General features: G+C 61.2%; 26 protein-coding genes and 1 pseudogene. 20 read left to right on the top strand and 7 right to left on the bottom strand.

From position 1 onward, the window contains the following. Nucleotides 1–112 precede the first annotated feature (112 nt). Entirely contained in the window at nucleotides 113–1,513 is a 1,401-nt protein-coding gene (locus CVS28_RS05460) for a glucose-6-phosphate dehydrogenase (protein ID WP_103467298.1), read from the bottom strand. Nucleotides 1,514–1,920: 407 nt separating this feature from the next. Between CVS28_RS05460 and ffh the strand changes: the two genes are divergently transcribed. From ffh to CVS28_RS05360, 20 genes are all read left to right on the top strand, one after another. Continuing rightward, nucleotides 1,921–3,495 carry a signal recognition particle protein gene (gene ffh, locus CVS28_RS05455; RefSeq protein ID WP_103467271.1) on the top strand — a complete coding sequence of 525 codons (1,575 nt, stop codon included), beginning with the start codon at nucleotides 1,921–1,923 and terminating at the stop codon, nucleotides 3,493–3,495. A 118-nt stretch (nucleotides 3,496–3,613) separates the two neighbouring features. After that, nucleotides 3,614–4,315: an alpha/beta fold hydrolase gene (locus CVS28_RS05450; RefSeq protein ID WP_103480947.1), complete on the top strand. Its 702-nt coding sequence runs from the start codon at nucleotides 3,614–3,616 to the stop codon at nucleotides 4,313–4,315. Between the two features lie 46 nt (nucleotides 4,316–4,361). Continuing rightward, nucleotides 4,362–4,874: a GNAT family N-acetyltransferase gene (locus tag CVS28_RS05445; protein WP_103480946.1), complete on the top strand. Its 513-nt coding sequence runs from the start codon at nucleotides 4,362–4,364 to the stop codon at nucleotides 4,872–4,874. A 55-nt stretch (nucleotides 4,875–4,929) separates the two neighbouring features. Next, the gene (locus CVS28_RS05440; RefSeq protein WP_103467274.1) at nucleotides 4,930–5,814 is read left to right on the top strand and encodes a VOC family protein; all 885 of its coding nucleotides are present in this window, start codon (nucleotides 4,930–4,932) and stop codon (nucleotides 5,812–5,814) included. A 58-nt stretch (nucleotides 5,815–5,872) separates the two neighbouring features. Then, nucleotides 5,873–6,325, top strand: a complete 453-nt coding sequence (locus CVS28_RS05435) for a hypothetical protein (RefSeq protein WP_103467275.1) — start codon at nucleotides 5,873–5,875, stop codon at nucleotides 6,323–6,325. Nucleotides 6,326–6,612: 287 nt separating this feature from the next. Continuing rightward, nucleotides 6,613–7,020, top strand: coding sequence for a 30S ribosomal protein S16 (gene rpsP / locus CVS28_RS05430; RefSeq protein ID WP_103467276.1), 408 nt, complete (start codon nucleotides 6,613–6,615; stop codon nucleotides 7,018–7,020). Nucleotide 7,021: 1 nt separating this feature from the next. Beyond that, nucleotides 7,022–7,264 carry an RNA-binding protein gene (locus tag CVS28_RS05425; RefSeq protein ID WP_103467277.1) on the top strand — a complete coding sequence of 81 codons (243 nt, stop codon included), beginning with the start codon at nucleotides 7,022–7,024 and terminating at the stop codon, nucleotides 7,262–7,264. A 133-nt stretch (nucleotides 7,265–7,397) separates the two neighbouring features. Then, on the top strand, nucleotides 7,398–7,967 hold the full coding sequence (gene rimM / locus CVS28_RS05420) for a ribosome maturation factor RimM (RefSeq protein WP_103480945.1): 570 nt from the start codon (nucleotides 7,398–7,400) through the stop codon (nucleotides 7,965–7,967). Beyond that, a complete protein-coding gene (trmD, locus tag CVS28_RS05415; protein ID WP_103467279.1) occupies nucleotides 7,967–8,764 on the top strand; it encodes a tRNA (guanosine(37)-N1)-methyltransferase TrmD in 798 nt (265 codons plus the stop codon). The genes rimM and trmD overlap by 1 nt, the downstream gene beginning before the upstream one ends. A gap of 254 nt (nucleotides 8,765–9,018) precedes the next feature. Then, nucleotides 9,019–9,378 carry a 50S ribosomal protein L19 gene (rplS, locus tag CVS28_RS05410; protein ID WP_103467280.1) on the top strand — a complete coding sequence of 120 codons (360 nt, stop codon included), beginning with the start codon at nucleotides 9,019–9,021 and terminating at the stop codon, nucleotides 9,376–9,378. A 17-nt stretch (nucleotides 9,379–9,395) separates the two neighbouring features. Beyond that, nucleotides 9,396–10,055 (top strand): signal peptidase I, encoded by a 660-nt coding sequence (gene lepB / locus CVS28_RS05405; protein ID WP_103467281.1) that lies wholly within the window; start codon nucleotides 9,396–9,398, stop codon nucleotides 10,053–10,055. A 77-nt stretch (nucleotides 10,056–10,132) separates the two neighbouring features. Continuing rightward, nucleotides 10,133–10,999 (top strand): signal peptidase I, encoded by an 867-nt coding sequence (lepB, locus tag CVS28_RS05400; RefSeq protein ID WP_103467282.1) that lies wholly within the window; start codon nucleotides 10,133–10,135, stop codon nucleotides 10,997–10,999. Then, nucleotides 10,999–11,673, top strand: a complete 675-nt coding sequence (locus CVS28_RS05395) for a ribonuclease HII (protein WP_103467283.1) — start codon at nucleotides 10,999–11,001, stop codon at nucleotides 11,671–11,673. The genes lepB (CVS28_RS05400) and CVS28_RS05395 overlap by 1 nt, the downstream gene beginning before the upstream one ends. A 73-nt stretch (nucleotides 11,674–11,746) precedes the next feature. Then, nucleotides 11,747–12,079, top strand: a complete 333-nt coding sequence (locus tag CVS28_RS05390) for a DUF2469 domain-containing protein (RefSeq protein WP_103467284.1) — start codon at nucleotides 11,747–11,749, stop codon at nucleotides 12,077–12,079. Between the two features lie 195 nt (nucleotides 12,080–12,274). Continuing rightward, nucleotides 12,275–12,631: a YraN family protein gene (locus CVS28_RS05385; protein WP_103467299.1), complete on the top strand. Its 357-nt coding sequence runs from the start codon at nucleotides 12,275–12,277 to the stop codon at nucleotides 12,629–12,631. Continuing rightward, nucleotides 12,631–14,184: a YifB family Mg chelatase-like AAA ATPase gene (locus CVS28_RS05380; protein WP_103480944.1), complete on the top strand. Its 1,554-nt coding sequence runs from the start codon at nucleotides 12,631–12,633 to the stop codon at nucleotides 14,182–14,184. The genes CVS28_RS05385 and CVS28_RS05380 overlap by 1 nt, the downstream gene beginning before the upstream one ends. Continuing rightward, entirely contained in the window at nucleotides 14,181–15,443 is a 1,263-nt protein-coding gene (locus tag CVS28_RS05375; RefSeq protein ID WP_243399714.1) for a DNA-processing protein DprA, read from the top strand. The genes CVS28_RS05380 and CVS28_RS05375 overlap by 4 nt, the downstream gene beginning before the upstream one ends. 83 nt (nucleotides 15,444–15,526) lie before the next feature. Next, nucleotides 15,527–16,561 carry an LCP family protein gene (locus CVS28_RS05370; RefSeq protein ID WP_103480942.1) on the top strand — a complete coding sequence of 345 codons (1,035 nt, stop codon included), beginning with the start codon at nucleotides 15,527–15,529 and terminating at the stop codon, nucleotides 16,559–16,561. Nucleotides 16,562–16,616: 55 nt separating this feature from the next. Next, nucleotides 16,617–17,552, top strand: a complete 936-nt coding sequence (locus CVS28_RS05365; RefSeq protein ID WP_243399713.1) for a tyrosine recombinase XerC — start codon at nucleotides 16,617–16,619, stop codon at nucleotides 17,550–17,552. A gap of 212 nt (nucleotides 17,553–17,764) precedes the next feature. Then, nucleotides 17,765–18,268, top strand: coding sequence for a DUF3145 domain-containing protein (locus CVS28_RS05360; protein WP_103467287.1), 504 nt, complete (start codon nucleotides 17,765–17,767; stop codon nucleotides 18,266–18,268). Between the two features lie 102 nt (nucleotides 18,269–18,370). Here the strand turns inward: CVS28_RS05360 and fabF are convergent, their stop codons facing one another. From fabF to CVS28_RS05330, 6 genes and pseudogenes are all read right to left on the bottom strand, one after another. Continuing rightward, nucleotides 18,371–19,633 (bottom strand): beta-ketoacyl-ACP synthase II, encoded by a 1,263-nt coding sequence (gene fabF / locus CVS28_RS05355; RefSeq protein ID WP_103480941.1) that lies wholly within the window; start codon nucleotides 19,631–19,633, stop codon nucleotides 18,371–18,373. Nucleotides 19,634–19,764: 131 nt separating this feature from the next. Continuing rightward, nucleotides 19,765–20,010: an acyl carrier protein gene (locus CVS28_RS05350; protein ID WP_038462997.1), complete on the bottom strand. Its 246-nt coding sequence runs from the start codon at nucleotides 20,008–20,010 to the stop codon at nucleotides 19,765–19,767. 90 nt (nucleotides 20,011–20,100) lie between these two features. Then, nucleotides 20,101–21,162 carry a beta-ketoacyl-ACP synthase III gene (locus CVS28_RS05345; RefSeq protein WP_103480940.1) on the bottom strand — a complete coding sequence of 354 codons (1,062 nt, stop codon included), beginning with the start codon at nucleotides 21,160–21,162 and terminating at the stop codon, nucleotides 20,101–20,103. Continuing rightward, on the bottom strand, nucleotides 21,159–22,112 hold the full coding sequence (locus tag CVS28_RS05340) for an ACP S-malonyltransferase (RefSeq protein WP_103467301.1): 954 nt from the start codon (nucleotides 22,110–22,112) through the stop codon (nucleotides 21,159–21,161). Before CVS28_RS05340 ends, CVS28_RS05345 begins: the two co-directional genes overlap by 4 nt. A 151-nt stretch (nucleotides 22,113–22,263) precedes the next feature. After that, nucleotides 22,264–23,547: a PucR family transcriptional regulator gene (locus tag CVS28_RS05335; RefSeq protein WP_103467290.1), complete on the bottom strand. Its 1,284-nt coding sequence runs from the start codon at nucleotides 23,545–23,547 to the stop codon at nucleotides 22,264–22,266. A 175-nt stretch (nucleotides 23,548–23,722) separates the two neighbouring features. Further along, nucleotides 23,723–24,611, bottom strand: a pseudogene (locus CVS28_RS05330) (transketolase-like TK C-terminal-containing protein); the annotation flags it as partial.

The raw sequence follows: 24,611 nt of genomic DNA, 5'->3' as shown, positions 1-24,611 counted from the left end.
GGGTTCCCTGACCGAGCTTGCGGGGCCAGGGAGGGTGTGGGGAGACGGCGGCATCTGAGGTGAGTGAGTAACTCACCTCAGGTGCCGCCGTCGTTCTTGTGCCTTGTTCTTGCTAGTCGGAGCTGGTGGCCCATCCTTTCGGGCCCAGGCTGCCAGCGGGGTATTCCTCCATGGGGACGTTCCCGGACTTCCACGTGGCAAAGGTTGCTTCCACAATGCGCCAGCATTCCTCAGCTGTGTCCCCGCGCACCGATAGGAGGGGATCCGCGCTCAGCACACCATCCAAAACTTCGCCGTAGGGCAGCAGGGGATCACTGGCCAGCGCTGCCTCCAGATGGACGCGGTCCAGGGTGAACAAGTCCCCAGGACCATTGACGTCCAGGTCAAGGGTCAGCGTTTCCGGCCCAAAGCCAATGTGCAGGCGCGTGGGGGAGTCGGTGCCCTTGAATCCCACCGGCAGATGCGGGACGGGTTTGAACGTAACGACGGCTTCCTTGCGGGCGCGGCCCAGTGCCTTGCCGGAACGCAAAATGAAGGGAACATGCGCCCAACGCCAATTGTTCACATACACCTCAACCTCGGCCAACGTTTCAGTGTCGTTGGCGGGGTCCACACCTTCCTCGGCCAGATAGTCCGGAACCGTGCGGTCACCGATGTGCCCGCTGGTGTAGCGGGCACGCCGGCTGTGGAGGGCCGCATCACCGGAGCCGGCAGGGCCTACAGTGCTGGCCCGCAACACGGCCGCAATATTGGATCGGACATCATTTTCGCCCAACGTTGCCGGTGGTTCCATGGCCATGATCGCCATGATTTGCAGCAGGTGGCTTTGAATCATGTCGCGGCCGGCACCGGCGTGGTCATAGTAGCGGGCACGGTTTTCCAAGGTCAGGGGCTCATCAAAGATGATCTCCACTTTTTCAATGTGCTCACCATTCCAGGAATGCTCCAGTAGCCTGTTGGCGAAGCGCAGCCCCATAATGTTCAGCACAGTGGACTTGCCCAGGAAATGATCCACCCGGTGAATGTGGTCCTCGGGCACCAGCGTGGCGAGGGTGGCATTGAGCTCCTGGGCCGATTCGGTGCTGGAACCAAACGGTTTCTCCATGACCAGCCGTGTGCCTGGCGGCAGGTCACTCTTGAGAAGAATCTGGCACGCTTTCTGGCTGACGGCCGGAGGCAGCGCAAAATACAGGGCAACCGGTCCCGCAACACCCTTGAGGAACGCGCCCAGCGCTCCCTTGGCTGTGACATCCAGCTGCAGGTAGCTGCTCTCCGACTGAACCCGCCGCAACTCGTCAATGCCGGCAGCGGTGGATTGGCCGCCCGGAGTCAGGGCGTCGGCAAAACTTCCCGTGAGCCGTTCCTGCCACTGCCCGGGGGACCAGTCGTCGCTGCCGGCGCCCACCAGGGACAGCCCGGGAGCACGCCCTGAGGCAATGAGTCGGGCAACTCCGGGCAGCAAAAGCCTGCCGGTGAGATCGCCCGAGGCTCCCAGGATGACGAGCGTCTTGATCCGATCAGCCGCGCCAACCGCCTGGGTCGGGGACCCGGCGTCGTGCGTGGCAGTCGATGCGGCAGGGGAATCACTGAGGGCTGCGGTGTTTTCTATCACCAACTCAGCATGTCACTTCGGCGTGAACAATGCTGGGCAATGCCTGTTTGTGGCGAGGACTTTTCTCTCCTTGCGGCGCTGGTGGCCCGAGACGTGAACGCGCCGGGAGTGTGCAGCGAAGTGGCCCGCTAGTTGGTACCCTTGATAGTTGAGTCCCTCAGGAAAGGGAGCGAGGTGGTGGCCAAGAGCCAACATTTCGCCGGTCTCATCCTGAATAATGTAATTGCCGCGCCCGTCATGCGCGGCCAGGTCAGATGGCCGGGTCGCGCGGGTGCTGGTTAATCCCTGACGAAAGAAGTACGCGGCGCGTGTTCAACTCCCTATCTGATCGGTTGACAGCAACTTTCAAGAACCTCCGTGGCAAGGGCCGGCTCAGCGAAGCCGACGTCGATGCCACAGTGCGCGAGATCCGTCGCGCCCTTCTGGATGCTGACGTTGCAGTGCCCGTGGTTCGCGAATTTACCTCAAAGGTCCGTGAGCGTGCCCTGGGCTCCGAGGTCAATGAGGCGCTGAATCCGGCGCAGCAGATTGTCAAGATTGTCAACGAAGAGCTCGTGACCATTCTGGGTGGCGAAACCCGCCGCATCAATCTGGCCAAGAACCCTCCCACTGTCATCATGCTGGCTGGATTGCAGGGTGCCGGTAAGACCACCTTGGCCGGAAAGCTGTCCAAGTGGCTCAAGGGCCAGGGCCACAGCCCCCTGCTGGTTGCGGCTGACTTGCAGCGCCCCAACGCTGTCAAGCAGCTTCAGGTCAACGGTGAGCGCGCAGGCGTCCCCGTGTTTGCCCCCCACCCGGGTGTCAGCAGCGAATTTGAAAGCGCTACGGGCGATCCCGTAGCCGTAGCCCTGGCCGGTCTGGCCGAGGCGAAGTCCAAGCTGCACGACGTGGTCATTGTTGACACCGCCGGCCGCCTGGGCATTGACGCCGAGCTCATGAAGCAGGCCTCGGACATCCGGGCCGCCATCAACCCCGACGAAGTTCTCTTTGTCATTGACGCCATGATCGGCCAGGACGCTGTTGCCACGGCGCAGGCGTTCAACGAAGGCGTGAACTTCACCGGAGTTGTCCTTACCAAGCTCGACGGCGACGCCCGCGGTGGTGCGGCCCTCTCGGTTGCCTCCATCACCGGCAAGCCCGTCATGTTCGCCTCCACCGGTGAGGGCCTGGACGACTTCGAGTTGTTCCACCCGGACCGCATGGCCAGCCGCATCCTTGACATGGGCGATGTGCTCACGCTCATTGAGCAGGCTGAAAAGAACTGGGACAAGGGCGAAGCCGAGCGGATGGCGAAGAAATTCGCCGACCAGGAAGACTTCACACTGGATGACTTCCTGGCCCAGATGCAGCAGATTCGCAAAATGGGCTCCATGAAGAAGATGCTCATGATGATGCCCGGTGCTGCGAATATGCGCCAGCAACTGGAGAACTTTGACGAGCGCGAGATTGACCGCGTTGAAGCAATTGTCCGCTCCATGACACCGCATGAGCGTGTGGCCCCGAAGATCGTGAACGGCTCACGCCGCGCCCGCATCGCCAAGGGTTCCGGTGTCCACGTATCCGAGGTCAACGGCCTGCTGGAGCGTTTTGGCCAGGCCCAGAAGATGATGAAGAAGATGGCCCAGGGCGGCGGCATTCCGGGCATGCCCGGCATGGCCGGACCCGGCGGCTTCAACAGTGCCCGTAAAGGCAAGCAGAGCCCCAAGAAGAAGGCCAAGTCGGGCAACCCGGCGAAGGCTGCTGCCGAGTTGAAGGCAGCACAGGAAAAGGCGAACGCCCCCAAGGGACTGCCAACAGGTGCAGCCTTCGGTGCGGGAGCCGAGGACTTTGACCCGTCAAACCTGAACCTGCCCAAGGGATTTGAAAAGTTCCTGGGCAAGTAGGCGCCGCAAAACTTGATGCTGCCGATGTGGTCTTTCGCTGGTGATATATCACCAGCGAAAGACCACATCGGCAGCATTCTTTGCGTTCACCGGGTATTTTGTCCGGTAACCTGCTCCAATGAGTAAAACCCGGATTGTGTTTGTCCACGGCGTCGACGGCTTCGGTGCTGCGGCCTGGCCGGCCCAACATCTCCTGGCCGGGCACTACGACTGTCTCTTTCTCAAGCGGACCGGGTTCGACGCCATCGAGCAGCCCAAAGCGACCGACTTTGCAGCTGATGCACAGATAGTGCTCAACGAGCTTGGCGACGGCGGGCATGTAGTGGCGCACTCCCAAGGTGCCGTTGCGGCCATGATGGCTGCCGTGCAACGCCCCGATCTGATCCACTCCCTGATCCTGATTGAACCGCTTCTGCTCTCCTTGACGGCTGAGCTGCCAGCCACGGCCGCATACTCAACGCATCTTGCGGACCTGGCTGCACGCTCCCACGAGCTCTCCGATGAAGACTATTTGGCGGAGTTCAATACACTGATGGCAGTTGTACCGACGACGGGCGTGGAGACCTCTGCCCGGGTGGCAGCCAGGGCCCGGTTGCAGGCGCCGTCCACGGATGCGCCGCTGCACATCATTCCCGGAGTTCCCACCACTGTCATCACCGGCGGCTGGGAGCCCCTGTATGAAGAAGTCGCCGAGTATCTGAATGCCACAGGTGCCCGGCATATTGTGCACCGGAACGGGCACAGGCCTCACGATAGCTCCGACGGGGCTGCATTGATTGAGAAGCTCCTTGAGGCAGCCGTTGCCGCACGGCTTGACTAAGCACGGGTAGGGCGCCAATGTCGGCGCCGGAAGTTAGTCTTCTTATATGTTTGAAATACGTCCAGCAGCGTTGAGCGAGTTTGCGCTCCTGCCATCCATAGAGGCGGAGGCGGACACGGCCTTCGAAGCGCTGGACCCGCCCATGAGTATTGCGAATTTTCCACCCCCGGGCACAGCAGCCGATTTCGCCGCCGCCTTCCACATTATGGTTGCGGGGAGGCCTCCGGCCGGTTTTGTCAGGCTGGAAATCGTGGACGGACTGGCGCACCTGGAGCAGTTGGCGGTCACGCCCGAGTACGGCCGCCAGGGGATAGGCCGGTCCCTGGTTGCGGCAGCCAAGGCCTGGGCCCAGGAAGCTGGATTCTCCGCCATGACCCTGTGCACTTTTGCTGACGTTCCCTTCAACGGGCCCTTCTACGCGAGTTGCGGCTTCACTGAAATTCCAGCTGATCATTGGACCCCGGGGCTGGCTGCTGCACGCGAACATGAATCACAGCTTGGGCTGGATGCCCTGGGCCGGCGCATTGTCATGAAAATTGCACTAAACGTTCCGGAATAAGTTGAAGCTTCAAGTAGTTTGATACTATATGAGTACAACAAACCTTGGAGACACCATGACCGCACACAAAGACCTGCTTTCCGCCGACCTCACGATGGGTACCGTCATGCTCAGGGTGGGGGACATGACACTCATGAGCAACTACTACCAAACGGCGCTGGGCCTTGACATTGTGGCCGAAGCTGACGGCGGCCAATATTTGGGTCGGGGCAGCACTCCGCTGGTGCACCTGCAGCCTGCCGGAGGCCTGCACCTTCCGGGACGTGGCGAAGCCGGACTGTTCCACACGGCGCTACTTTTCAACGACCAGGCCGCCCTCGCCGCAACTGTTGCCACCGCTGCCCAGTACAGCCCCCAGGCATTTGCCGGCAGCGCCGACCATCTGGTGTCCGAGGCCTTTTACTTCACCGATCCCGAAGGCAATGGCATTGAGCTGTACTGGGACCGCCCCCGCGACTCCTGGTCCTGGAAAAACGGCGAAGTTGAAATGGCCACCCTGTCACTGTCGCCGCAGCACTACCTGGACCAGCACCTCACGGAGGAAGCCGTTGTGGGCCAGCGCCAATCCGGCGCCGATGTTGGTCACGTCCACTTGCAGGTCGGTGACGTGAAAACGGCTGAGAAATTCTATGTGGACACGCTCGGATTTGAAAAGACCTGCGACTTCCATGGGCAGGCGCTATTTGTGTCCGCAGGTGGCTACCACCACCACATGGCCATGAATGTGTGGAACAGCCGTGGCGCCGGGCCGCGCAAGGACACGCTCGGCCTGGGTGAGGTCCTCATCCAACTGCCCCACAAGGACGACGTCGGATCGCTCCATGAGCGGTTGACCCAGCATGGCATTGCTGTGGCCAACACAGGTGCCGAGATCCTCTTTGACGATCCGTGGATGAACCGGATTCGCGTTAGTGTTGATTCCGGAGCATCCACGCAGTAACTGCGATGGACTCCCCGGAACCCTAAAGTGCCGGAATCCCAACTTGAAAGGCTTATGCGTGGCCAATTACTCAGAGTTCTTCATCGCCGACCACCACCAAGCAGTGGCCCGTGCCAAGGCACGGATGGCAGGCAAGTCGCCGGCTGTAGACGTTCCCGTGTTGCCGACCCCCGGTCTGAGTGACTTTGAGATTGAAGTGCTGGGTGAGTTCGCCGTCAAGGCAGTTCATGCAACAGGCGTGGCAGCCGAGCTGAGCCTGGTGGATATTGAGCTAGACACCCTGTTCGCCGTTCCCGATGCCTTGCTGGAAGTCTTTGCCGAACTGAACGCTCCGGAGGACCCCGAGGAGGTCGTGGACCTGGCAGCCCAATGGGCGGCGGCTGAGGAGATGGAATCCACTCCCGAGGTCACCGAGCCATTGCTGAAGGCCCTTGCCGCCATGGCGGCAGCGGCTGTGACTGCGGCCGAAGAGAATGCCAAGATGGGCTTGTTCTTCTACTCCGCGGATTAGTCCACACGTCCCGGCCGAGTGCTGACCTGGGCTGCGAGATGCACGGTTACCCGGGCATTTTTGTGGCCAAGGTCAGCACTCGCGGCACCATGATGGACAACACGTAGGGTGAAATGCGTAACGAGTGGCATGTGCAAGAAAACTTCTGGCATAATGGACAGGTACTCGATCCGCGCGGCCCCTCTCTCCGCGTGATGGTCCTGTCCTTAGAAATCCGCCGATCGGCCCGCCCCACGGGAGCGTGAAACGGAGTTCGACCCTTTTTCGAACCAGGAGTAACCACAAAAGTGGCTGTAAAGATTCGCCTTAAGCGCTTTGGTAAAATGCGCGCCCCGTACTACCGCATCGTTGTTATGGACTCACACTCAAAGCGTGACGGCCGTGCCATCGAAGAGATCGGCAAGTACCACCCGACCGAGCACCCCTCCTTCATCGAGGTCGACACCGACCGCGCTCAGTACTGGCTCTCCGTCGGTGCTCAGCCGTCCGAGCCTGTTGCCAAGATCCTGAAGATCACCGGTGACTGGCAGAAGTTCAAGGGCCTCAAGGGCGCCGAAGGCACCTTGAAGATGAAAGCTCCCAAGGCAGCTTTCGTTGCACCCGAAGCCAAGAGCGTAGTTATCAAGGAAGCCATCACCAAGAAGGCCAAGAAGGCCGACGCTGATGAGGCACCTGAGAGCACCGAGGCTGAGTAGCTTGTTGGCTGAAGCGCTGGAGCACCTTGTCCGCGGGATTGTTGACTCTCCCGAGGACGTCAAGGTGAGCGTCAAGACCAACCGCCGCGGGGAATCCCTCGAAGTGCGTGTTCATCAAGACGATCTGGGCCGGGTAATTGGCCGACAGGGCCGCACCGCCCGTGCATTGCGCACAGTGGTTGCTGCCTTGGCCAATGGCGAGCCGGTACGTGTTGACGTCGTCGACACCGACCGCCGCCGCTAACCTGCGTCACAGAACTTCGCACAGCCACTAGGCTGGGCAAGTTTTCAGCAGTAAAGCCAAATGTTTGGCCCCGGCACCATAATGGTGTCGGGGCCAAATTTTTTTCCATCTATACCAAGTACTAGGAGTACACATGCAGGTTCAGGTTGCCCGGATTGGCAAACCCCACGGCATTCGCGGCGAAGTGACAGCACTTGTCCTCACCGACGCCCCCGATTCACGCTTTGCCGTCGGCACTGAATTTGTGGTGGAGCCGGCCAAGCTCGGCACGTTGACCGTTAGGAGCTCGCGCTGGAACAAGGACATTCTCCTCCTCGGCTTCGAAGGCACCAACACCCGCAACGATGCGGAGCTGCTGCGCGGCGCCACCTTGTTCTTTGAATCCGATGATGACGAGGACGACGACGCTTGGTACGAACACGAACTGCTGAACCTTGAGGTTCGGGTCGGCACGCAAAAGGTGGGCAAGGTGATTGGTTTGCGCACCCAAGCCGTGCAGGACCTGCTCCTGGTTGAAGACAACGAAGGCGATGAGGTCCTTGTCCCGTTCGTGGACGAGATCGTCCCCGAGGTCAACATTGAAGAAGGCTACGTACTGTTGACCCCTCCGGCGGGTTTGTTCACCGTGAACAAGGAAACAACCGCGAGTGACGAGTCCGGCGAAGCGGCCGACATTGCTGACTCAGAAGGAAAGCCCGAATAATGCGGTTTGACGTTGTCAGTATTTTCCCGGAGTACCTGGCGCCCCTGGATTTGAGCCTGATTGGCAAGGCCCGCACCGAAGGGCTCCTGGAGCTGGCTGTGCATGACCTGCGCTCCTACACGGCCGATCGGCACCGCACAGTGGATGACACACCCTACGGCGGTGGTGCCGGCATGGTCATGAAGCCTGAACCGTGGGCGCAGGCGCTCACAGATATTGCCGTGGCCTCTCCCGTGGCGGAGGGCGCCAAGCCCACGCTCATTGTGCCGTCCCCGGCTGGTGAAGTGTTCAACCAGCAGCTTGCTTATCAGCTCGCCGAGGAACAGCATCTGGTGTTTGCCTGCGGGCGCTATGAGGGCATTGACGAGCGGGTGCTGGAGTGGGCGGCTGATCAGTACACGGTCCGTCCCGTCAGCCTGGGCGACTACGTGCTCAACGGCGGCGAAGTTGCCGTGCTGGCCATGGTTGAGGCCATTGGCCGCCTCATCCCCGGTGTGGTGGGCAATCCCGAGTCCCTGATCGAGGAATCACACTCTGACGGTTTGCTGGAGTACCCCGTATACACGAAGCCCTCCAGCTGGCGCGAACGTGACGTCCCTGACGTGCTTCTCAGTGGCAACCACGGCAAGATCGCCAAGTTCCGCAAGGAGCTGCAGCTGCGCCGCACGGCCGAGCGCCGCCCCGACCTGATCGATGCCCTTGACGTCTCCAACGTCAGCAAAGCGGAGAAAAACGTTCTCTGGGAACTGGGGTACGCCGTCGTCGATGGCAAGGCAGTACGCCGCGGCGACGCCTAAACCGTGACGATTCGGGTACTTCTGGCCAGCCAGGCGATTAGTCTGCCGGCATGGAGTATGGCAAAATAAGTAGATGTGCCTACTGGGCGCGTTCCTGCCACAGGGGGAGCGTTAGTCAACAGAGCGGCACACCGGTGATCCATCCTAGGAATCCGGTCTAATAATTTTCGATTCCCGTGACTGGCCAGCTTGGCCGTCCATGGAAATCGTGACACAAAGTAAATGACCTGTGGCGTTTGCCTGGAGTGAGAAAAATGCATCTTCTCGATTCCGTTGACGCAGCCAGCCTGCGCAGCGACATCCCCGCCTTCCGTGCCGGCGACACCCTCAACGTTCACGTGAACATCATTGAAGGTTCCCGCTCACGTGTCCAGGTATTCAAGGGCTTCGTCCTTGGCCGCCAGGGCGACGGCGTTCGCGAAACCTTTACGGTTCGCAAGATCTCCTTCGGTGTCGGTGTAGAGCGTACCTTCCCGGTACACTCCCCGGTTCTGGACAAAATCGAAGTTGTCACCAAGGGTGACGTACGCCGCGCCAAGCTGTACTACATGCGCAACCTGCGCGGCAAGGCTGCAAAGATCAAGGAAAAGCGCGACAACCTTCCCACCAAGTAACTGTCGGGAAAAGCACTTTGACTCAAGCGAAACGCCAGTCCAGGAAACTGGGCTGGCGTTTTGTTGTGCTGGCAGTTGTCATCATCTTTTTGTTCCTGGCGGTGATACGCAACGTCTGGATGGATGTTTACTACATTCCGTCGGAATCCATGGAACCGACACTGCTCACCGGTGACCGCGTGCTGGTTTCCAGGCTGGCTTTCGTTAACCAGCCCATTGCCCGTGGTGACGTGGTGGTATTCGACGGCAGGGGTTCCTTCACCCCGCTCAAATCAGGGGCAGCCCCCGTGCTGGACGGCGTTGTTGGCGCCGGACAGTGGTTGGGCCTGGTGCCCAATAGCAACATCTACGTCAAGCGAGTGCTTGGCGTGGCCGGGGACACCGTGAAATGCTGTTCGGCCAGTGGGCTCCTGGAAATCAACGGTGTACCCGTTACTGAGAGTTACCTGTTTCCGGGCGATGCGCCCAGCGATGTGAAGTTCGAGGTCACTGTCCCGCACGGTAGATTGTGGCTCATGGGGGACCACCGTAGTGTTTCACTGGACTCACGGTCCTTGCTGGGTGCTCCCGGCGGTGGTTTGATTTCCACCAGCAAGGTCATTGGCTCCCCGGTTGCCACAGTATGGCCGCTGGGCCGCATTCACGTCCTGAACCGCGACGGCGCAGTCCAGCCCTAACGCCACTACGCCCTTGCGCTCAGCAATGGCGTGTACGATCATTTTTTGACCTGACTTTGCTAAGGAAATAAACGTTGATGCAACCCAGTGACTCGGAGGAAACCGGTGGCGCACAGTCCCATGACGGAACCGCCCCGGAGCCTGCTGACCCGCGGGTTCGCCATGACCTGCGGGCCCGTCACTTGAATTCGGAGACGCCGGGCCCCGACGACGACGGCACTTTGGGTGCACGTGTTGGGCGCCAGGCCTGGGCGTGGGGCAAGGAACTGCTCACCATTGTGGTCATCGCCGTTGTACTCTCCTTCCTCATCAAGACCTTCTTGTTCCGTGCGTTCTTCATACCGTCGGGATCCATGGAGAACACCTTGCAGATCCAGGACAGGATCTTTGTGAACCTGTTGGTGCCGCAACCTTTTGCGCTCAAGCGTGGAGACATTGTTGTTTTCAAGGACACCCAGGGCTGGCTGAAGGAAACACCCAAGGACGACGGCCCCGTTGGCTGGATCGGCGACGTGGCCACCTTCATTGGTTTGGCACCGGATAATTCCCAACAGCACCTGGTCAAGCGCGTCATTGGCCTGCCCGGTGACAAGATTGTTTGTTGCGACGCTGATGGGAAGTTGACCATCAACGGCACCGCCATCACCGAGCCTTACCTCTATCCCGGGGCTGCGCCGTCGGACACACCCTTTGCTGTGAGCGTCCCTGAGGGGAAGCTGTGGGTCATGGGGGACCACAGGAACAACTCGCAGGACTCCCGCTTCCACAACAGCTATGACGACACGGGGTTTGTGCCGATCGACGATGTTGAGGGCCGAGCCATTGTCATTGCCTGGCCGTTGTCGCGATGGGACATTCTGGGCAACTACCCCGATGTCTTCAAGGATGTTCCGGCACCACAGAGTTCCAGCGTTGCCGCCCAACATTTGACGGCGGGGCCGTAGTGGCCGCTGCAGCACCCACCCTTGCCTGGGAGCGTGAGCTCGCGGCCCAGGGCTACGCGATTGTTGCCGGTTGCGATGAAGTGGGCCGTGGCTCGCTGGCCGGACCCGTCAGTGTTGGTGTGGTGATCATCCACGCCGGCACTGCCAGTGAAATCCCCGGCGTCAAGGACAGCAAGCTGCTGCGCCCAGCCGTGCGAGAGGCCCTGGTGCCCGCCATTGTTGACTGGGCCGCCGCCAGTGCTGTGGGGCATTCCAGCGCCCAGGAGATTGACGCCATCGGCTTGGTAGGCGCCCTCCGGCTGGCAGGGAATCGCGCCATGGCCGAAGCTGCCGCCACGCTGTCTCCTGACTTTGTGATCTTGGACGGCAATCAGGACTGGCTCTCCGAACCCGTGCAGGGCGACCTTGACCTGTTCGCCGCCAACGTCGCACCGGCCGCTGCCCAGCCCTGGCTCACCCAGACACGGATCAAAGCAGACATGACGTGCTTGTCAGTGGCTGCTGCGAGTGTTCTGGCGAAGGTTGAGCGCGACGGCATGATGACTGGACTAGCCCGGCAGTTTCCCAGCTTCGGATGGGAATCCAATATGGGCTACGGAACGGTGTCGCACCGCGCAGCCATCGCCGAGCAGGGCCCCACCGATTACCACAGGAAGACCTGGCGCCTGATCTAAGGTTGGCGGTTGGTGCTGGCGGCGCAAGCGGCCCCGTTGGGAAAGTGAGCCTCTAGTGATGGATGATGGAAGCATGAGTGCTGAGGATCTGGAAAACTACGAAACTGACATGGAGCTGCAGCTTTACCGCGAATACCGTGACGTGGTGAACCTGTTCAGCTACGTGGTGGAAACTGAACGACGCTTTTACTTGGCAAACCATGTGGATTTGCAGGCCCGCTCGGCCGACGGCGAGGTGTACTTTGACCTGACGCTGCAGGACGCCTGGGTGTGGGATGTGTACAGGACGGCACGTTTTGTGAAGAACGTACGCGTGATCACCTTCAAGGACGTCAATGTTGAAGAATTGATCAAGTCCGATGACCTGCAGATACCCAAGGACGGCGAGTTGGGTCCGCTGGGCTAAACGCTGCTTTTAATTCAAAGGACGACGCCGGAACGCAACTTCCGGCGTCGTCCTTTGCTGTGTGCCCTGGTTTCTTTGTGTCCTTGGGCCCCGTTGTTCCTCCACAGCGCGGGCTGGCCCGCTGCTTGTCCACAATTGCCGCTGGGGGTCTACTTCCGCATCCCGTTTTCAGCCAAGCTGAGCGTGGAGGCAGTCATGAAGGCAAAAGATGTGTTGGGCCAGACCGGTGAACGGATGGCAGCAGACTATTTAGAGGACCGGGGCATTCGGGTCATCGACAGCAATTGGCGCTGTCCACGCGGAGAGATCGACCTTGTTGCGCTGGACGGCGACGAACTGGTCATCGTCGAGGTCAAGACGCGCCGTTCTCGCCGGTACGGTGATCCCCTGGAGGCGCTGACTCGGGCAAAAATTCTGCGTCTGCGCACCCTGGCCGTGCTGTGGGCCCGGGAACACCAGCACGTCCTCGGGGCTGTGCGGATAGATGCTGTGGGCATCGTCATGGACAATTCTCCGTCCCCGAGCATTGACCATCTCAGGGGTGTGGCGTGATGGGCATGGGAAGGTCGCTTGCCGTGGCCCTGGTGGGCCTGAATGGGCACGTCATTGAGGTGGAGGCGGATATTGGCCAGACCCTGCCCAATTTTGTCCTGCTGGGACTACCTGATGCATCGCTGTCGGAGGCCCGTGAACGGATTCGTTCTGCGGCGCAAAACTCAGGTATTCCCTTGAGCCGGCGCAAGATCACCGTCAATTTGGTGCCGGCGTCGCTGCCCAAGAAGGGCTCCGGTTTCGACCTGGCCATAGTCATGGCCGCGCTCAGTGCTGCGGGGGATGTCCGTGGCACCGACGGCACCGTCTTCATCTCCGAACTGGGTCTTGACGGCCGTCTGCGCCCCGTCAGGGGAGTGCTGCCGGCCGTTCTTGCCGCACTGTCGGCAGGGTACAAACAGTTTGTGGTTTCGGCCGACAATTTGTCCGAGGCCCGCCTGGTCACGGGGGCCGAGGTCCGCGGCTACGGCTGTTTGGCGCAGGTGGCGCTGGATTTTGGTGCCGACCCCAAGGACTTGGTGATGATGGACGGTGCCGGTCTGCACAGTGCCGAGGACACTGCACCAGTTGATTCTGCAGGATCCACGCAGGCGGGTGCTGACTTGTCAGAAGTGGCCGGGCAGCCGGTGGCCAAGCTGGCGTTGGAAATTGCGGCCGCGGGCGGGCACCATTTGATGATGGTTGGACCTCCGGGCTCTGGCAAGACCATGTTGGCTGAGCGGCTTCCGGGGCTGCTGCCCGATCTCACTGACGCCGAGGCCATGGAAGTGACTGCCATCCATTCTTTGGAGCACAGAAGAACCTCATTGGTGCAGCTGCTCCGCCGCCCACCCTATGAGCGCCCGCACCATTCAGCCAGTACGGCAGCCATCATTGGGGGCGGAAGCGGTGTCCCGCGGCCCGGGGCCGCATCACGTGCCCATCGGGGCGTATTGTTTTTGGACGAGGCCCCCGAGTTTGATAAGCGGGTCCTGGACGCGTTGCGCCAGCCTTTGGAGAGCGGGGAGCTGGTCCTGCATCGCGCAGCTGGCACGGCAGCCTACCCTGCCCGCTTCCAACTAGTCATGGCCGCAAACCCGTGCCCCTGCGGGAAGGCCACAGGCAAGGGGATCAATTGCGAATGCACCCCCATGGCCCGTAGGCGCTACTTTGGTCGGCTCTCGGGCCCTTTGCTGGACCGGGTGGACATCCAGCTGCACGTCAACAAGGTCCAACTGGAGCAGCTGGCTGATTCCGGCGGGCGGGAGTCGAGCGCCCAAGTGGCACAACGGGTGCTGCTGGCCAGGGACATTGCCGGCGAGCGTCTCAAACCGTGGGGATTGAACCACAACGCCGATCTCACCGGAACGGTGTTGCGTGGCCCCCTGCGGTTGGGCGGTCATGACACGGCATTGCTGGACAAGGCCATGGCCACGGGCGTGCTGAGCTTGCGCGGCTACGACCGTGTCCTGCGGCTGGCCTGGACGGTGGCCGATTTGCAAGGACATGAGCGCCCGGGCAGTGAAGAAGTTGGGTTGGCGCTGACACTGCGGCAACGGGGAGTGGGGCCATGAGCGGGTTTGCTGATGGGAAAACAATGGATGGCAGGGGACTGCGTGTGGCACGGGCGGCCCTGACACGATTGATGGAACCGTCTGATCTGCCGGGATTGGCCTTGATTCGTGTCTTGGGGCCCGAAGACGCCGTGGCGTTCATAGCTGGAGGGGACGCCACCAACGCCACCGTGGAGCGCCAAGTCACCCAGTTGCTCAGCGAGGCTGGCACCCAGCGGTGGACGGGGCTGTCCGAGGCGCTGGGGCGTTGGCGGCCACGGTTGGTTGATGTTGCCCCCGAGCGGGACCTTGCCACTGTTGCCAGGCTGGGCGGCGGACTCCTGGTTCCGGAGGATGTGTCATGGCCACGAGCCCTCGACGATTTGGAGCTGGGGGCACCCATTGCGTTGTGGTGCAGGGGCAGCGCCGCGCGCATTCCGGAGCAGTCCCGCTGCATTGCCGTGGTGGGTTCCCGGGACAACACCGCGTATGGGGCCAATGTGAGCGTGGAAATAGCCGGCTCCCTGGTCCAGCGAGGCTACACAGTGATCAGTGGGGGAGCCTACGGGATAGACGCCCATGCCCACCGGGGGGCCCTCAGCGCCGCCATGGCCATGCCGGGAACGTTGGGTGGCACCAGCCAAGAGACCGTCGTTGAGGATGGGAGTGGGCCACCCACCGTGGCTGTGATGGCAGGGGGAGTGGACAGGCTCTATCCGTCGGGAAATGATGACTTGCTGCGCACCATCGCCGAACGTGGCCTCATTGTGGCTGAGGTTCCTCCCGGCACCAACCCCACACGGTACAGATTCCTTCAGCGGAACCGACTCATAGCCGCTCTGTGCGGGGTGACGGTTGTTGTGGAGGCACGGTGGCGTTCGGGTGCTCTCAACACTGCGCACCATGCCGAAGCTCTCAGCCGTCCGGTGGGAGCGGTCCCCGGTTCGGTGTACTCGGCCAATTCAGCGGGCTGCCATAGATTGTTGCGGGAGGGATCTGCGGTGTGCGTGACGGACGCAAGCGATATTGCTGAACTGGCCGGGGCCATGGGCGAGAACCTTGCGCCTGAACCTTTGGCGCAAACGGCCCTGTACGACGGGCTGGGAACCTCGGACTTGCTGCTTCTGGACGCACTTCCCCTGCGAACGGCCACCTCCGTGGAGAAACTGTGCATAGTGGCCGGGTTGAGTGCGGCCACTGTCTTGGCAGGATTGGGGCGGCTGGAAGCTCTGGGGCTTGCCGAAGGCGTGGCAGGTGGCTGGAAACGCAGGAACCGGTAGTTCACAGCCGCCGGTGAATTATTGCAGCGGATGCGGAAAAAGGCAGCAGACAAGCAGCCCGCCGCCGTGGCAAGATGACCTCTATGAGCCAGGCCTCAGATGAGCAAAAGCCCGCAAGGCGCGGGCACAACCGCAGCCGCAATGTCCTGTTGATCATTCTTGCGGTGTTCCTTGCGGTTCTTCTTGCGGCTGCGGTGTTTGCTGGCAACCTGGTTCACAGCTTTGACTCAAAGACTCAAAAGATACCCCAGGCTTTTCCCAGCGAACAGCTGCGCCCAAACAAAAAGCCGTCGACCCAGGCAGCTTCGCCCATGAACCTGTTGCTGTTGGGAAGTGACAGCCGTGGCGATGCAATAGACCTGGCCGAAGAAGGAATTCCCTCGAACCAGCGCTCTGACACCATCATGTTGGCTCACATTCCAGCTGATCGGAAGAACATCTATCTGATGTCAATCATGCGCGACACCTGGGTAGAAATCCCTGGGCAGGGGGAAGCAAAAATCAATGCCGCCATGGCCTTCGGTGGCGTTCCCCTCGTGGTGCAAACGGTGGAAGGGCTTTTTCAGGACCGCATAGACCACGTAGTCATAGTGGATTTTGAGGGCTTCAAGGCCGTGACTGATGCCTTGGGCGGTATAGAAGTCAATGTGCCCGTGCCTTTCACCTCGGTCCACGGCAACTACACTTTTACCGCCGGTCCACAAACGCTCAACGGAGACCAAGCCCTGGGCTTTGTTCGTGAACGGTACGCCTTTGCCGAGGGGGACTATCAACGGGTGAGAAACCAACAAATGTTTCTCAAATCCGTCCTCAATAAAGTCCTGGATCCGGCAACGTTGTCCAATCCGATTAAGATCACGGAGGTGGTCAACGAGGTGTCACCGTATGTCAGTGTCGATTCGGACGTGAACTTGGCCATGCTGGCCTCTCTGGCGTTGAGCCTGCGCAGCGTCAGGAGTTCAGATGTCATCTCCTTCACCCTGCCCACTTTGGGAACGGGTACCAGCGCCGATGGTCAATCGATAGTGCTCAGAGACGATGCCGCCATCGCAGCATTTGCCGAGGCGCTGAAACAGGATTCACTGCGTAACTATCTGAAAAACGCTGGAGTGGGATAGCCGCCCGGCGGCGGGGGAACTTGCCCCTGCAGCTCCGACAGCGCACAGTGGGGTTGTGGATCTTGTCGAACGCTCAGCACTGCCCCCGGCCCTGGCGACGGCTGCCGATGCCTTCGAACGGTATTTGCGCATGGAGCGTGGACGTTCCGACCACACCATTCGGGCCTATCGAGGCGATGTTGACGCGTTGCTCATTCACGCAGTGGCAGAGGGGTACTCGAGTCTGGCGGAGCTGGACCTGGGCTCCTTGCGGCGCTGGCTCGGTGAGCAAAACTCTGCCGGATTGGCGCGCTCCACGCTGGCCCGCCGCGCCGCTACAGTGCGCAGTTTCACCGCATGGGCTCTGCGGGAAGAAATTATTGCCGTGGATCCGGCCCTACGACTCAAAGCCCCCCAACGCGAGAAATCGTTGCCCGCAGTGCTGCAGCAACAGCAATTGAGCAGACTTCTTGAGGGCATGGGCGCAGCTGCACAGACAGGAGATCCGGTGGCAATCCGGGACCTGGCCATGGTTGAGCTTCTTTATGCCACGGGAATCCGGGTTGGCGAGCTGACCGGTTTGGACTTGGCGGATGTGAACCGTGAGCGACGCACCGTCAGCGTGGTGGGTAAGGGCAACAAGGAGCGCGTAGTTCCTTTTGGTGTGCCCGCCGATGCGGCGCTGGGACTCTGGCTCAATGCCGCGCGTGCCTCCCTGTACAAACCACACAGCGGCACGGCACTTTTCCTGGGCCAGCGCGGCGGTCGCATCGATCAGCGTAGTGTTCGCACTGTGGTGGATCGGGTGTTTTCTTCCTTGGCAGACACCTCTGCCACGGGGCCCCACACCTTGCGACACTCGGCGGCTACCCACCTGCTCGACGGCGGGGCGGATTTGCGTACGGTGCAGGAAATTCTGGGCCACAGTTCCCTTGCCACCACTCAGCTTTACACGCACGTCTCGGTGGAGCGGCTCCGGGACAGTTACAAGACGGCTCATCCGAGGGCTTGACTGGTCGAAAGGCTCAACAATTACCCTGCGTGGCGGTGGCGGTGGCGTAATGTGCCCGGCTACGGCACAATGATAGAAAGCTAACGCTAAACAACCAAAGGCGGGCCTCAAGCCCAGACAGACAGGGTCAGTACACGCAATATCCGCGCAACAAGAATTTTCATCCTATGAAGGTCGTTGGGGAAGACGCACCTACTGCAATGGAGGATGGAATGAAGGTAGAAAACACGCGCGGTGTTTTGTTTGTGCACTCAGCCCCGGCTGTCATGTGCCCACATATTGAGTCATCCATTGCCGGGGTGATGGATCAGCGCACGGACTTGCAGTGGACTGCACAGCCCGCTGCGCCCAATGTCTTGCGCACAGAACTGCTGTGGCGCGGCGCAGCCGGCACTGGTGCCAAGCTCGCCTCTGCACTGCGGGGGTGGGCCAATGTGCGTTATGAAGTTACCGAAGACCCCAGCGCCGGTGTTGATGGTTCGCGCTGGTCGCACACCCCGGAATTGGGCATCTTCCATGCAGTCACGGACGTACACGGGAACATTATGGTCTCCGAAGACCGGATCCGCTACGCCTATGAGATTGGCAAGGGTGACCCCTCAGTGGTCTACCAGGAGCTGTCCCTGGCATTGGGTGAAGCGTGGGACGAGGAACTGGAACCCTTCCGTCACGCAGCAGCTGGTGCCCCCGTGCGCTGGCTCCACCACGTAGGCTGACCCGTTTAAACAACTGACCTGCAGTAGTGGTCGAAAATTCGCGAAAATCGCATCTTTTTCGACCACTACTGCGGGTCAGTTTGTTGTGGGAGCGGGTGGGGCCTAGCTGGGCAGCTCCACCTTGGGGCCTGTGCTGCGGATGGCTACAACAGCGTTGTGGCCGCCGAAGCCGAAGGAGTTGTTCAACGCCATGATCTCGCCCTCGGGCAGTTCACGCGGTGTGCCGGTGACGACATCCAGCGGGATTTCCGGGTCCTGGTTTTCCAAGTTGATGGTCACAGGGGCCAGACGGTGGTAAACGGCCAGAACCGTCATTACCGACTCAACGGCGCCCGAGGCGCCAAGCAAGTGGCCCATCTGGGACTTGGTGGCTGAGACACAGACGTTGTTCACGTGATCGCCCAGGGCGGCCTTCAGGGCCGTGTACTCGGGCTTGTCCCCCACGGGGGTTGACGTTGCGTGCGCGTTGACGTGGACAACGTCCTCGGGCAGGGCGCGGGCGTCAAACAACGCGGCCTTGAGGGCGCGGGTGGCTCCCAGGCCCTGGGGGTCCGGAGCTGTGATGTGGTACGCATCGGCCGTGACCGCAGTGCCGGCCAGCTCACCGTAAATGCGTGCACCGCGGGCTAGGGCGTGCTCTTCAGCTTCCAGCACCAGCGCACCGGCGCCTTCACCCATGACAAAGCCGTCGCGGCTGATGTCGTAGGGCCGCGACGCGGTCTCCGGGGAGTCATTGCGCTTGGAGAGTGCTTGCATGGCGGCGAAGGAGGCCAACGGCATGGGGTGAATGGCTGCCTCGGCGCCACCGGCCATGACAACATCTGCCTTGCCCGAGCGGATGAGCTCGAGTCCGATGTGCAGTGCTTCGGTGCCTGAGGCGCAGGCGGAAACCGGCGTGTGCGCACCGGCGCGGGCGCCGAGGTCAAGGCTGACCGCTGCTGCCGGGCCATTGGGCATCAGCATGGGAACCGTCATGGGCAAAACGCGGCGGGGTCCCTTTTCGCGCAGGGTGTCCCATGCGTCCAGGAGCGTCCACACGCCGCCAATGCCGGTTGCGAATGCCACGGCGAGGCGGTCGTGGTCGATCTCCTCAATGCCGGAGTCTTTCCAGGCCTCACGGGCCGCCACAACGGCGAATTGAGTTGAGGGGTCCATACGCTTGGCTTCAACGCGACTCAAGACATCTGTTGCGAGAGTTGATGCTTTGGCCGCGAAGTGAACGGGAAGATCGAACTTTTCCACCCAATCCTCGGTCAGCGTGTGGGCGCCGGAGACGCCCTTGAGGGCGTTCTTCCACATGGTCGGGACGTCGCCGCCAATAGGCGTCGTTGCGCCTAGTCCGGTGATGACTACTTTGCGGGCCATGATTCAACTCTCTACAAAATTTATGGGGCAGGGCTAAAGGATGGTGATGTGGTTGGCCGGCGTCCTGCTTTCCGGCCAACCACCATGCCCTGAACCGCTTGCGCGGACAAGGAGTAAAACTCAGAGGCAGATTAAGCCTGTGCGCCTGCAATGAAGCTGACAGCGTCGCCAACGGTCTTGAGGTTCTTGACTTCCTCGTCCGGGATCTTGACGTCGAACTTCTCTTCAGCGTTGACAACAATGGTCATCATGGAGATGGAATCGATGTCCAGGTCATCCGTGAAGGACTTGTCCAGTTCTACAGCCTCGGGGGCCAGGCCCGTCTCTTCGTTGACGATTTCAGCCAAACCGGCCAAGATTTCTTCGTTGCTAGCCATTGATGGCTCCTTTTCTTGTTGTGCTGTGATCAAGGAAATGATCTTTTCAGGCATTTTTGATCGCCCCACGGATGTGGAGAGATACGTTTGTTAGGGAAGGCGCACCACTTGGGCGCCAAACACCAGTCCGGCACCAAAGCCGATCTGAAGCGAAAGTTTACCGGAGAGCTCCGGGTTCTCTGTCAGCAGCCGGTGTGTTGCCAGTGGAATGGAGGCAGCTGAGGTGTTGCCGGCATCGGCAATGTCGCGGCCAATGATGACGTGCTCAGGCAGTTTCAACTGCTTGGCCAGCTCGTCGATGATGCGCATATTGGCCTGGTGCGGCACAAAGGCGCCCAAGTCCGCGGCGGTGATACCGGCTGATTCAAGGGCTGCCTTGGCAACCTTGGCCATTTCCCACACGGCCCAGCGGAACACTGTTTGGCCGTCCTGGCGCAGGGTGGGCCACAAGCTGGCGTGTGCCTCATCGGCGGCGGCCAGATCCACGCCGTCGCCCTTCATGGCCTGCTCGCTGAAGTCGCGGATGTCCAGCTGGGAATGGGTCATGCCAATGGTGTCCCACTTGCCGCCGTCAGATCCCCACACGGTGGGGCTGATGCCGGGCTCGCCGGAGGGGCCAATGACAACCGCGCCGGCACCGTCGCCCAGCAGGAAGGAAATGGTGCGCTCGTGGTTGTCGATGACGTCCGAGAGCTTCTCAACACCAATGACCAGGACGTACTCGGCGGTGCCGGAGCGGACCAGTGAGTCGCCCTGGGCCACGCCGTAGCAGTAGCCGGCACAGGCGGCCGAGATGTCAAAGGCCGGGGCCGGGGTGCAGCCCAGCTTGTCGGCAATCAGTGCTGCCGCTGAGGGGGTGGCGTAGGGGTGCGTCACCGTTGACACCAACACGGCGCCAATCTGGGACGGCTCAATGCCTGCACGCTTAATGGCCTCGGCGCCTGCGCCGACGGCCATGTCCACCACGGACACGTCCTTGGGGGCGCGGTGTCGGGTGACGATGCCTGTCCGTTGGCGGATCCATTCATCGGATGAATCGATCCACTGGCACACGTCGTCATTGCTGACGATCACCGAAGGCCGGTACGCGCCAATGCCCAAAATGGCCGATCCTGGGCGGAGGGTGCTTTGTTTTAGCGTGGGAGTGCTCACAGGGTTCCTTCATCAGACGCGGTGTGGGCTGCCAGTAATTCCTGGGCAGCCGCAAGATCATCAGGTGTTTTCACGGCAACGGTGGCGATGCCGCTCATTCCGCGTTTGGCCAATCCAGTCAAGGTGCCGGCCGGGGTGAGCTCGATCAACGCTGTCACACCCATGGCGGACATGGTTTCCATGCACAAATCCCAGCGGACAGGCCGCGACACCTGGGCGATCAACGATCCAAGCGCCGCTTCCCCGGAAGGCACGACGGCGCCGTCGTAGTTGGAGAGCAGCGCCACCTTGGGCGTGCGCGGGGTCAGGGACGGGGCGAGGGCTTCCAAGGCCGACACGGCTGGGGCCATGTGGTGCGTGTGGAAAGCGCCGGCGACCTGCAAGGGGATGACGCGGGCCTTGGCGGGAGGCGCGGCGACCAGGGCAGCTATCTGCTCAAGTGTGCCGGCGGCAACCGTCTGGCCCTTGGAGTTCATGTTGGCAGGGGTCAACCCCGCTGCGGCAATGGCGGCCAGCACCTCATCGGCGTCGCCACCCACCACCGCAGCCATGCCCGTGGGGGTGGCTGCCGCGGCCTCGGCCATGCGGTTGGCGCGTTCACGCACAAACGCCATGGCATCAGCGTTGGAAAGGGTTCCCGTCAGCGCGGCCGCGGTGATTTCACCCACCGAATGTCCGGCAACCACTACGTTGCGGCCGGAGAGGGCGGTTGCCACATCCGGACCCAAAAGCGCCTGGGCGGCGATAAGGCCGGCTGCCACAATCAAGGGCTGGGCAACTGCCGTGTCCTTGATGGTTTCAGCGTCGCTGGTGGTGCCGTGGGTGAGCAGGTCAATCCCCGCGGCATCGCTCAAGGTGGCCAATTGGGCGGCCACGCCGGGGCGTTCCAGCCACGGCGAAAGGAACCCGGGAGTTTGAGAGCCCTGTCCAGGGCAGACTATTGCAAGCACATTAACCAGCTTTCCAAACAAAATGGCTTTTTCGCGGTGTTTTCATACACCAAGCTCTTCGCCACGATTTGTAGGAAGTCTACAATAGTGCCGCGTTCTGGGCCCCATTGGTGACTTCTTTTTGGGAACGTTCCTCTAATTCCCTGCCGCGCTAGGTGGCAGCCTTGGTGGGTGTTGCGCCTTGTTTGCTGAGTGTCGGTTTGGACACCGGTTGTTTTGTGGGAGTGGCCAGCCGGCCCACTATCAGGGCAGTCTGCAGAACAAACGCTTCCCGGGGGATCAGCGGATCCCACCCCGTGACGTCACAGACACGGCGCAAGCGGTAGCGGACGGTGTTGGAATGGACAAAAAGGTCGCGGGCGGCGGCCTCCAGTGAGTGCCCACCTTGCAGATAGCTGCTGAGAGTTTCGATCAGGCCGTTGGAAGCGGCAAGCAGCGGCCGGTAGATGCTGATCAGCAGCGCCCGCTTGGCGGAGTCATCGCCGCCAAGAACCCGCTCAGGCAGCAGGTCATCGGCCGAAACGGGCCGTGGTGCAGCCGACCAGCCCTTGGCGACGGACATGCCCGCAAACGCCGCTTTGGCCGAAGCGGTGGCGTCCTGCAAGGTGGCAGCCAGGGGGCCGTAGACCACTGCCCCGGGGGCGAAAAGTTCGCTCAGCCGGACATAGGCCGACTCCGGATCAGTCACATTGCCCAGCACCAAAATGAGTTTGTCGCCTTGGATGCCCACCATGACGTCTTCGGCGAAGCGGCCTGCAGCGCGGCGCAGCGTGGCCAGAAACAAGGCGTTGGCCTCCGAGGGGGCGGGGCCAACCATGATGGTGAACTGGCTGTGGGAGGTCCATCCCAAGGCGGAGATGCGTGATTGCAGGGCGTCGGAGTTTTCCCCTCGCAGGATCCCGTCAACAGCCAGGGCTTCCAGACGGGTGTCCCACGCACCGCGGTTTTCAGCGGCCCGGGCGTAAACGTCCGCAGCGGCGAAAGCCACTTCCCGCGAATAGCGCAGGACTGCCTCACGCAGATCAACCTGCTCCTCGGCGGCGGCTAGCTCTGGGACCCTGTCCTCCACCACCTGAACAACCGTGCGGATGAGCTGCAGGGCCCGTTGGAGGCTGATGGACCGGGTGAGTTCGGTGGGAGCTGTGCCAAAGACGTCTGAGAGCACCCAGCTGGGCGAGGAGGGGTGTTCGTACCAGGAGACAAAGGCTGTGATGCCGTTTTGGGCCACCAAACCAAGGGCGGACCTTTCATCGGCGCTGAGCCTGCGGTACCAGGGGAGAGTGGTTTCCAGCTCTCGGCGCATCATGGTGGACAGCGGGCCAATGTTGGCGCGCAGCCGCTCCAGCGTTTCCGAGGTGTTCTTGCTGTCAGCTGTCTTGGCACCGACCGTGGCCTCAGTGGGGGGAGTGGCTGCAGGTGTTTTCTTGGCTACCATCCCTTGAGGATATGTCCTAAGTCGCCAAGGTGGCTATTTGTGTGAACCCAACAACTGAACAATACGGGAAACGTCTAGTGCCGGGGCTTAACGCATAACGGGTGGTTGCCGTGACTGTAGGGGTTCTACAGTCACGGCAACCACCCGTCTATGGGTGCTGCTGGTTGTCTAGCTGTTAGCCTTCGCCGCCTGTGTTGCCGGTGGTGCCGGCGTTGACGTTGAGGAGGTCGTATTTCGCGATGGCCTGGATGGCTGCGTTGGGGTCGATTTTGCCTTGTTTGGCGAGCATTTGCAGGGTTCGGACGACGACTGAGTGGGAGTCGATTTTGAAGTATCTGCGGGCTGCTTGGCGGGTGTCGGAGAAGCCGAAGCCGTCGGCACCGAGGGTGGCGAAGTCGTTGGGCAGGAATTGGCGTACCTGGTCCGGGACGGCTTTCATGTAGTCGGTGACGGCGATGACGGGTCCTGGTGCATCAGCCATTTTGGCGGTGATGTACGGGACACGTGCTTCGTGTTCGGGGTGCAGGAAGGTTTCTTCTTCGGCGGCGAGGCCGTCGCGTCGGAGTTCGGTCCAGGAGGTGACGGACCAAACATCGGCGGCGACTCCCCACTCGGTGGCGAGGATGTGTGCTGCTTCCAAGNGTCGTGTTCGCTCTTCTTGAGTAGGTAGATGCCTTTGGTGATGCCCTCGACGTCGATGTTCTCGGGTGCTTTGGGTTGGCTGATCGGTTCGTTGTACACGGTGATGTAGTACATGACGTTGGGATCGGTTGAATCCGGTCCGTACATGCGTTCGATGCCGGCGCGCATGATCGCACCGATTTCGTAGCCGTAGGCGGGGTCGTAGGTGATCACGGCCGGGTTCGTGGCGGCCAGGATCGGTGAGTGCCCGTCAGCGTGTTGGAGGCCTTCACCAGTTAATGTGGTGCGTCCTGCGGTGGCGCCGATGATGAAGCCGCGGGTCATTTGGTCTCCGGCGGCCCAGAAGGAATCACCGGTGCGTTGGAAGCCGAACATGGAGTAGAACACGTAGAACGGGATCAACGGTTCGCCATGGGTGGCGT

Origin of the sequence: Arthrobacter glacialis (assembly GCF_002909415.1) — a bacterium.
Lineage (GTDB): Bacteria > Actinomycetota > Actinomycetes > Actinomycetales > Micrococcaceae > Specibacter > Specibacter glacialis.
Note: the sequence above shows the minus strand (reverse complement) of the source record. Positions and strands in the feature narration are given on the sequence as shown.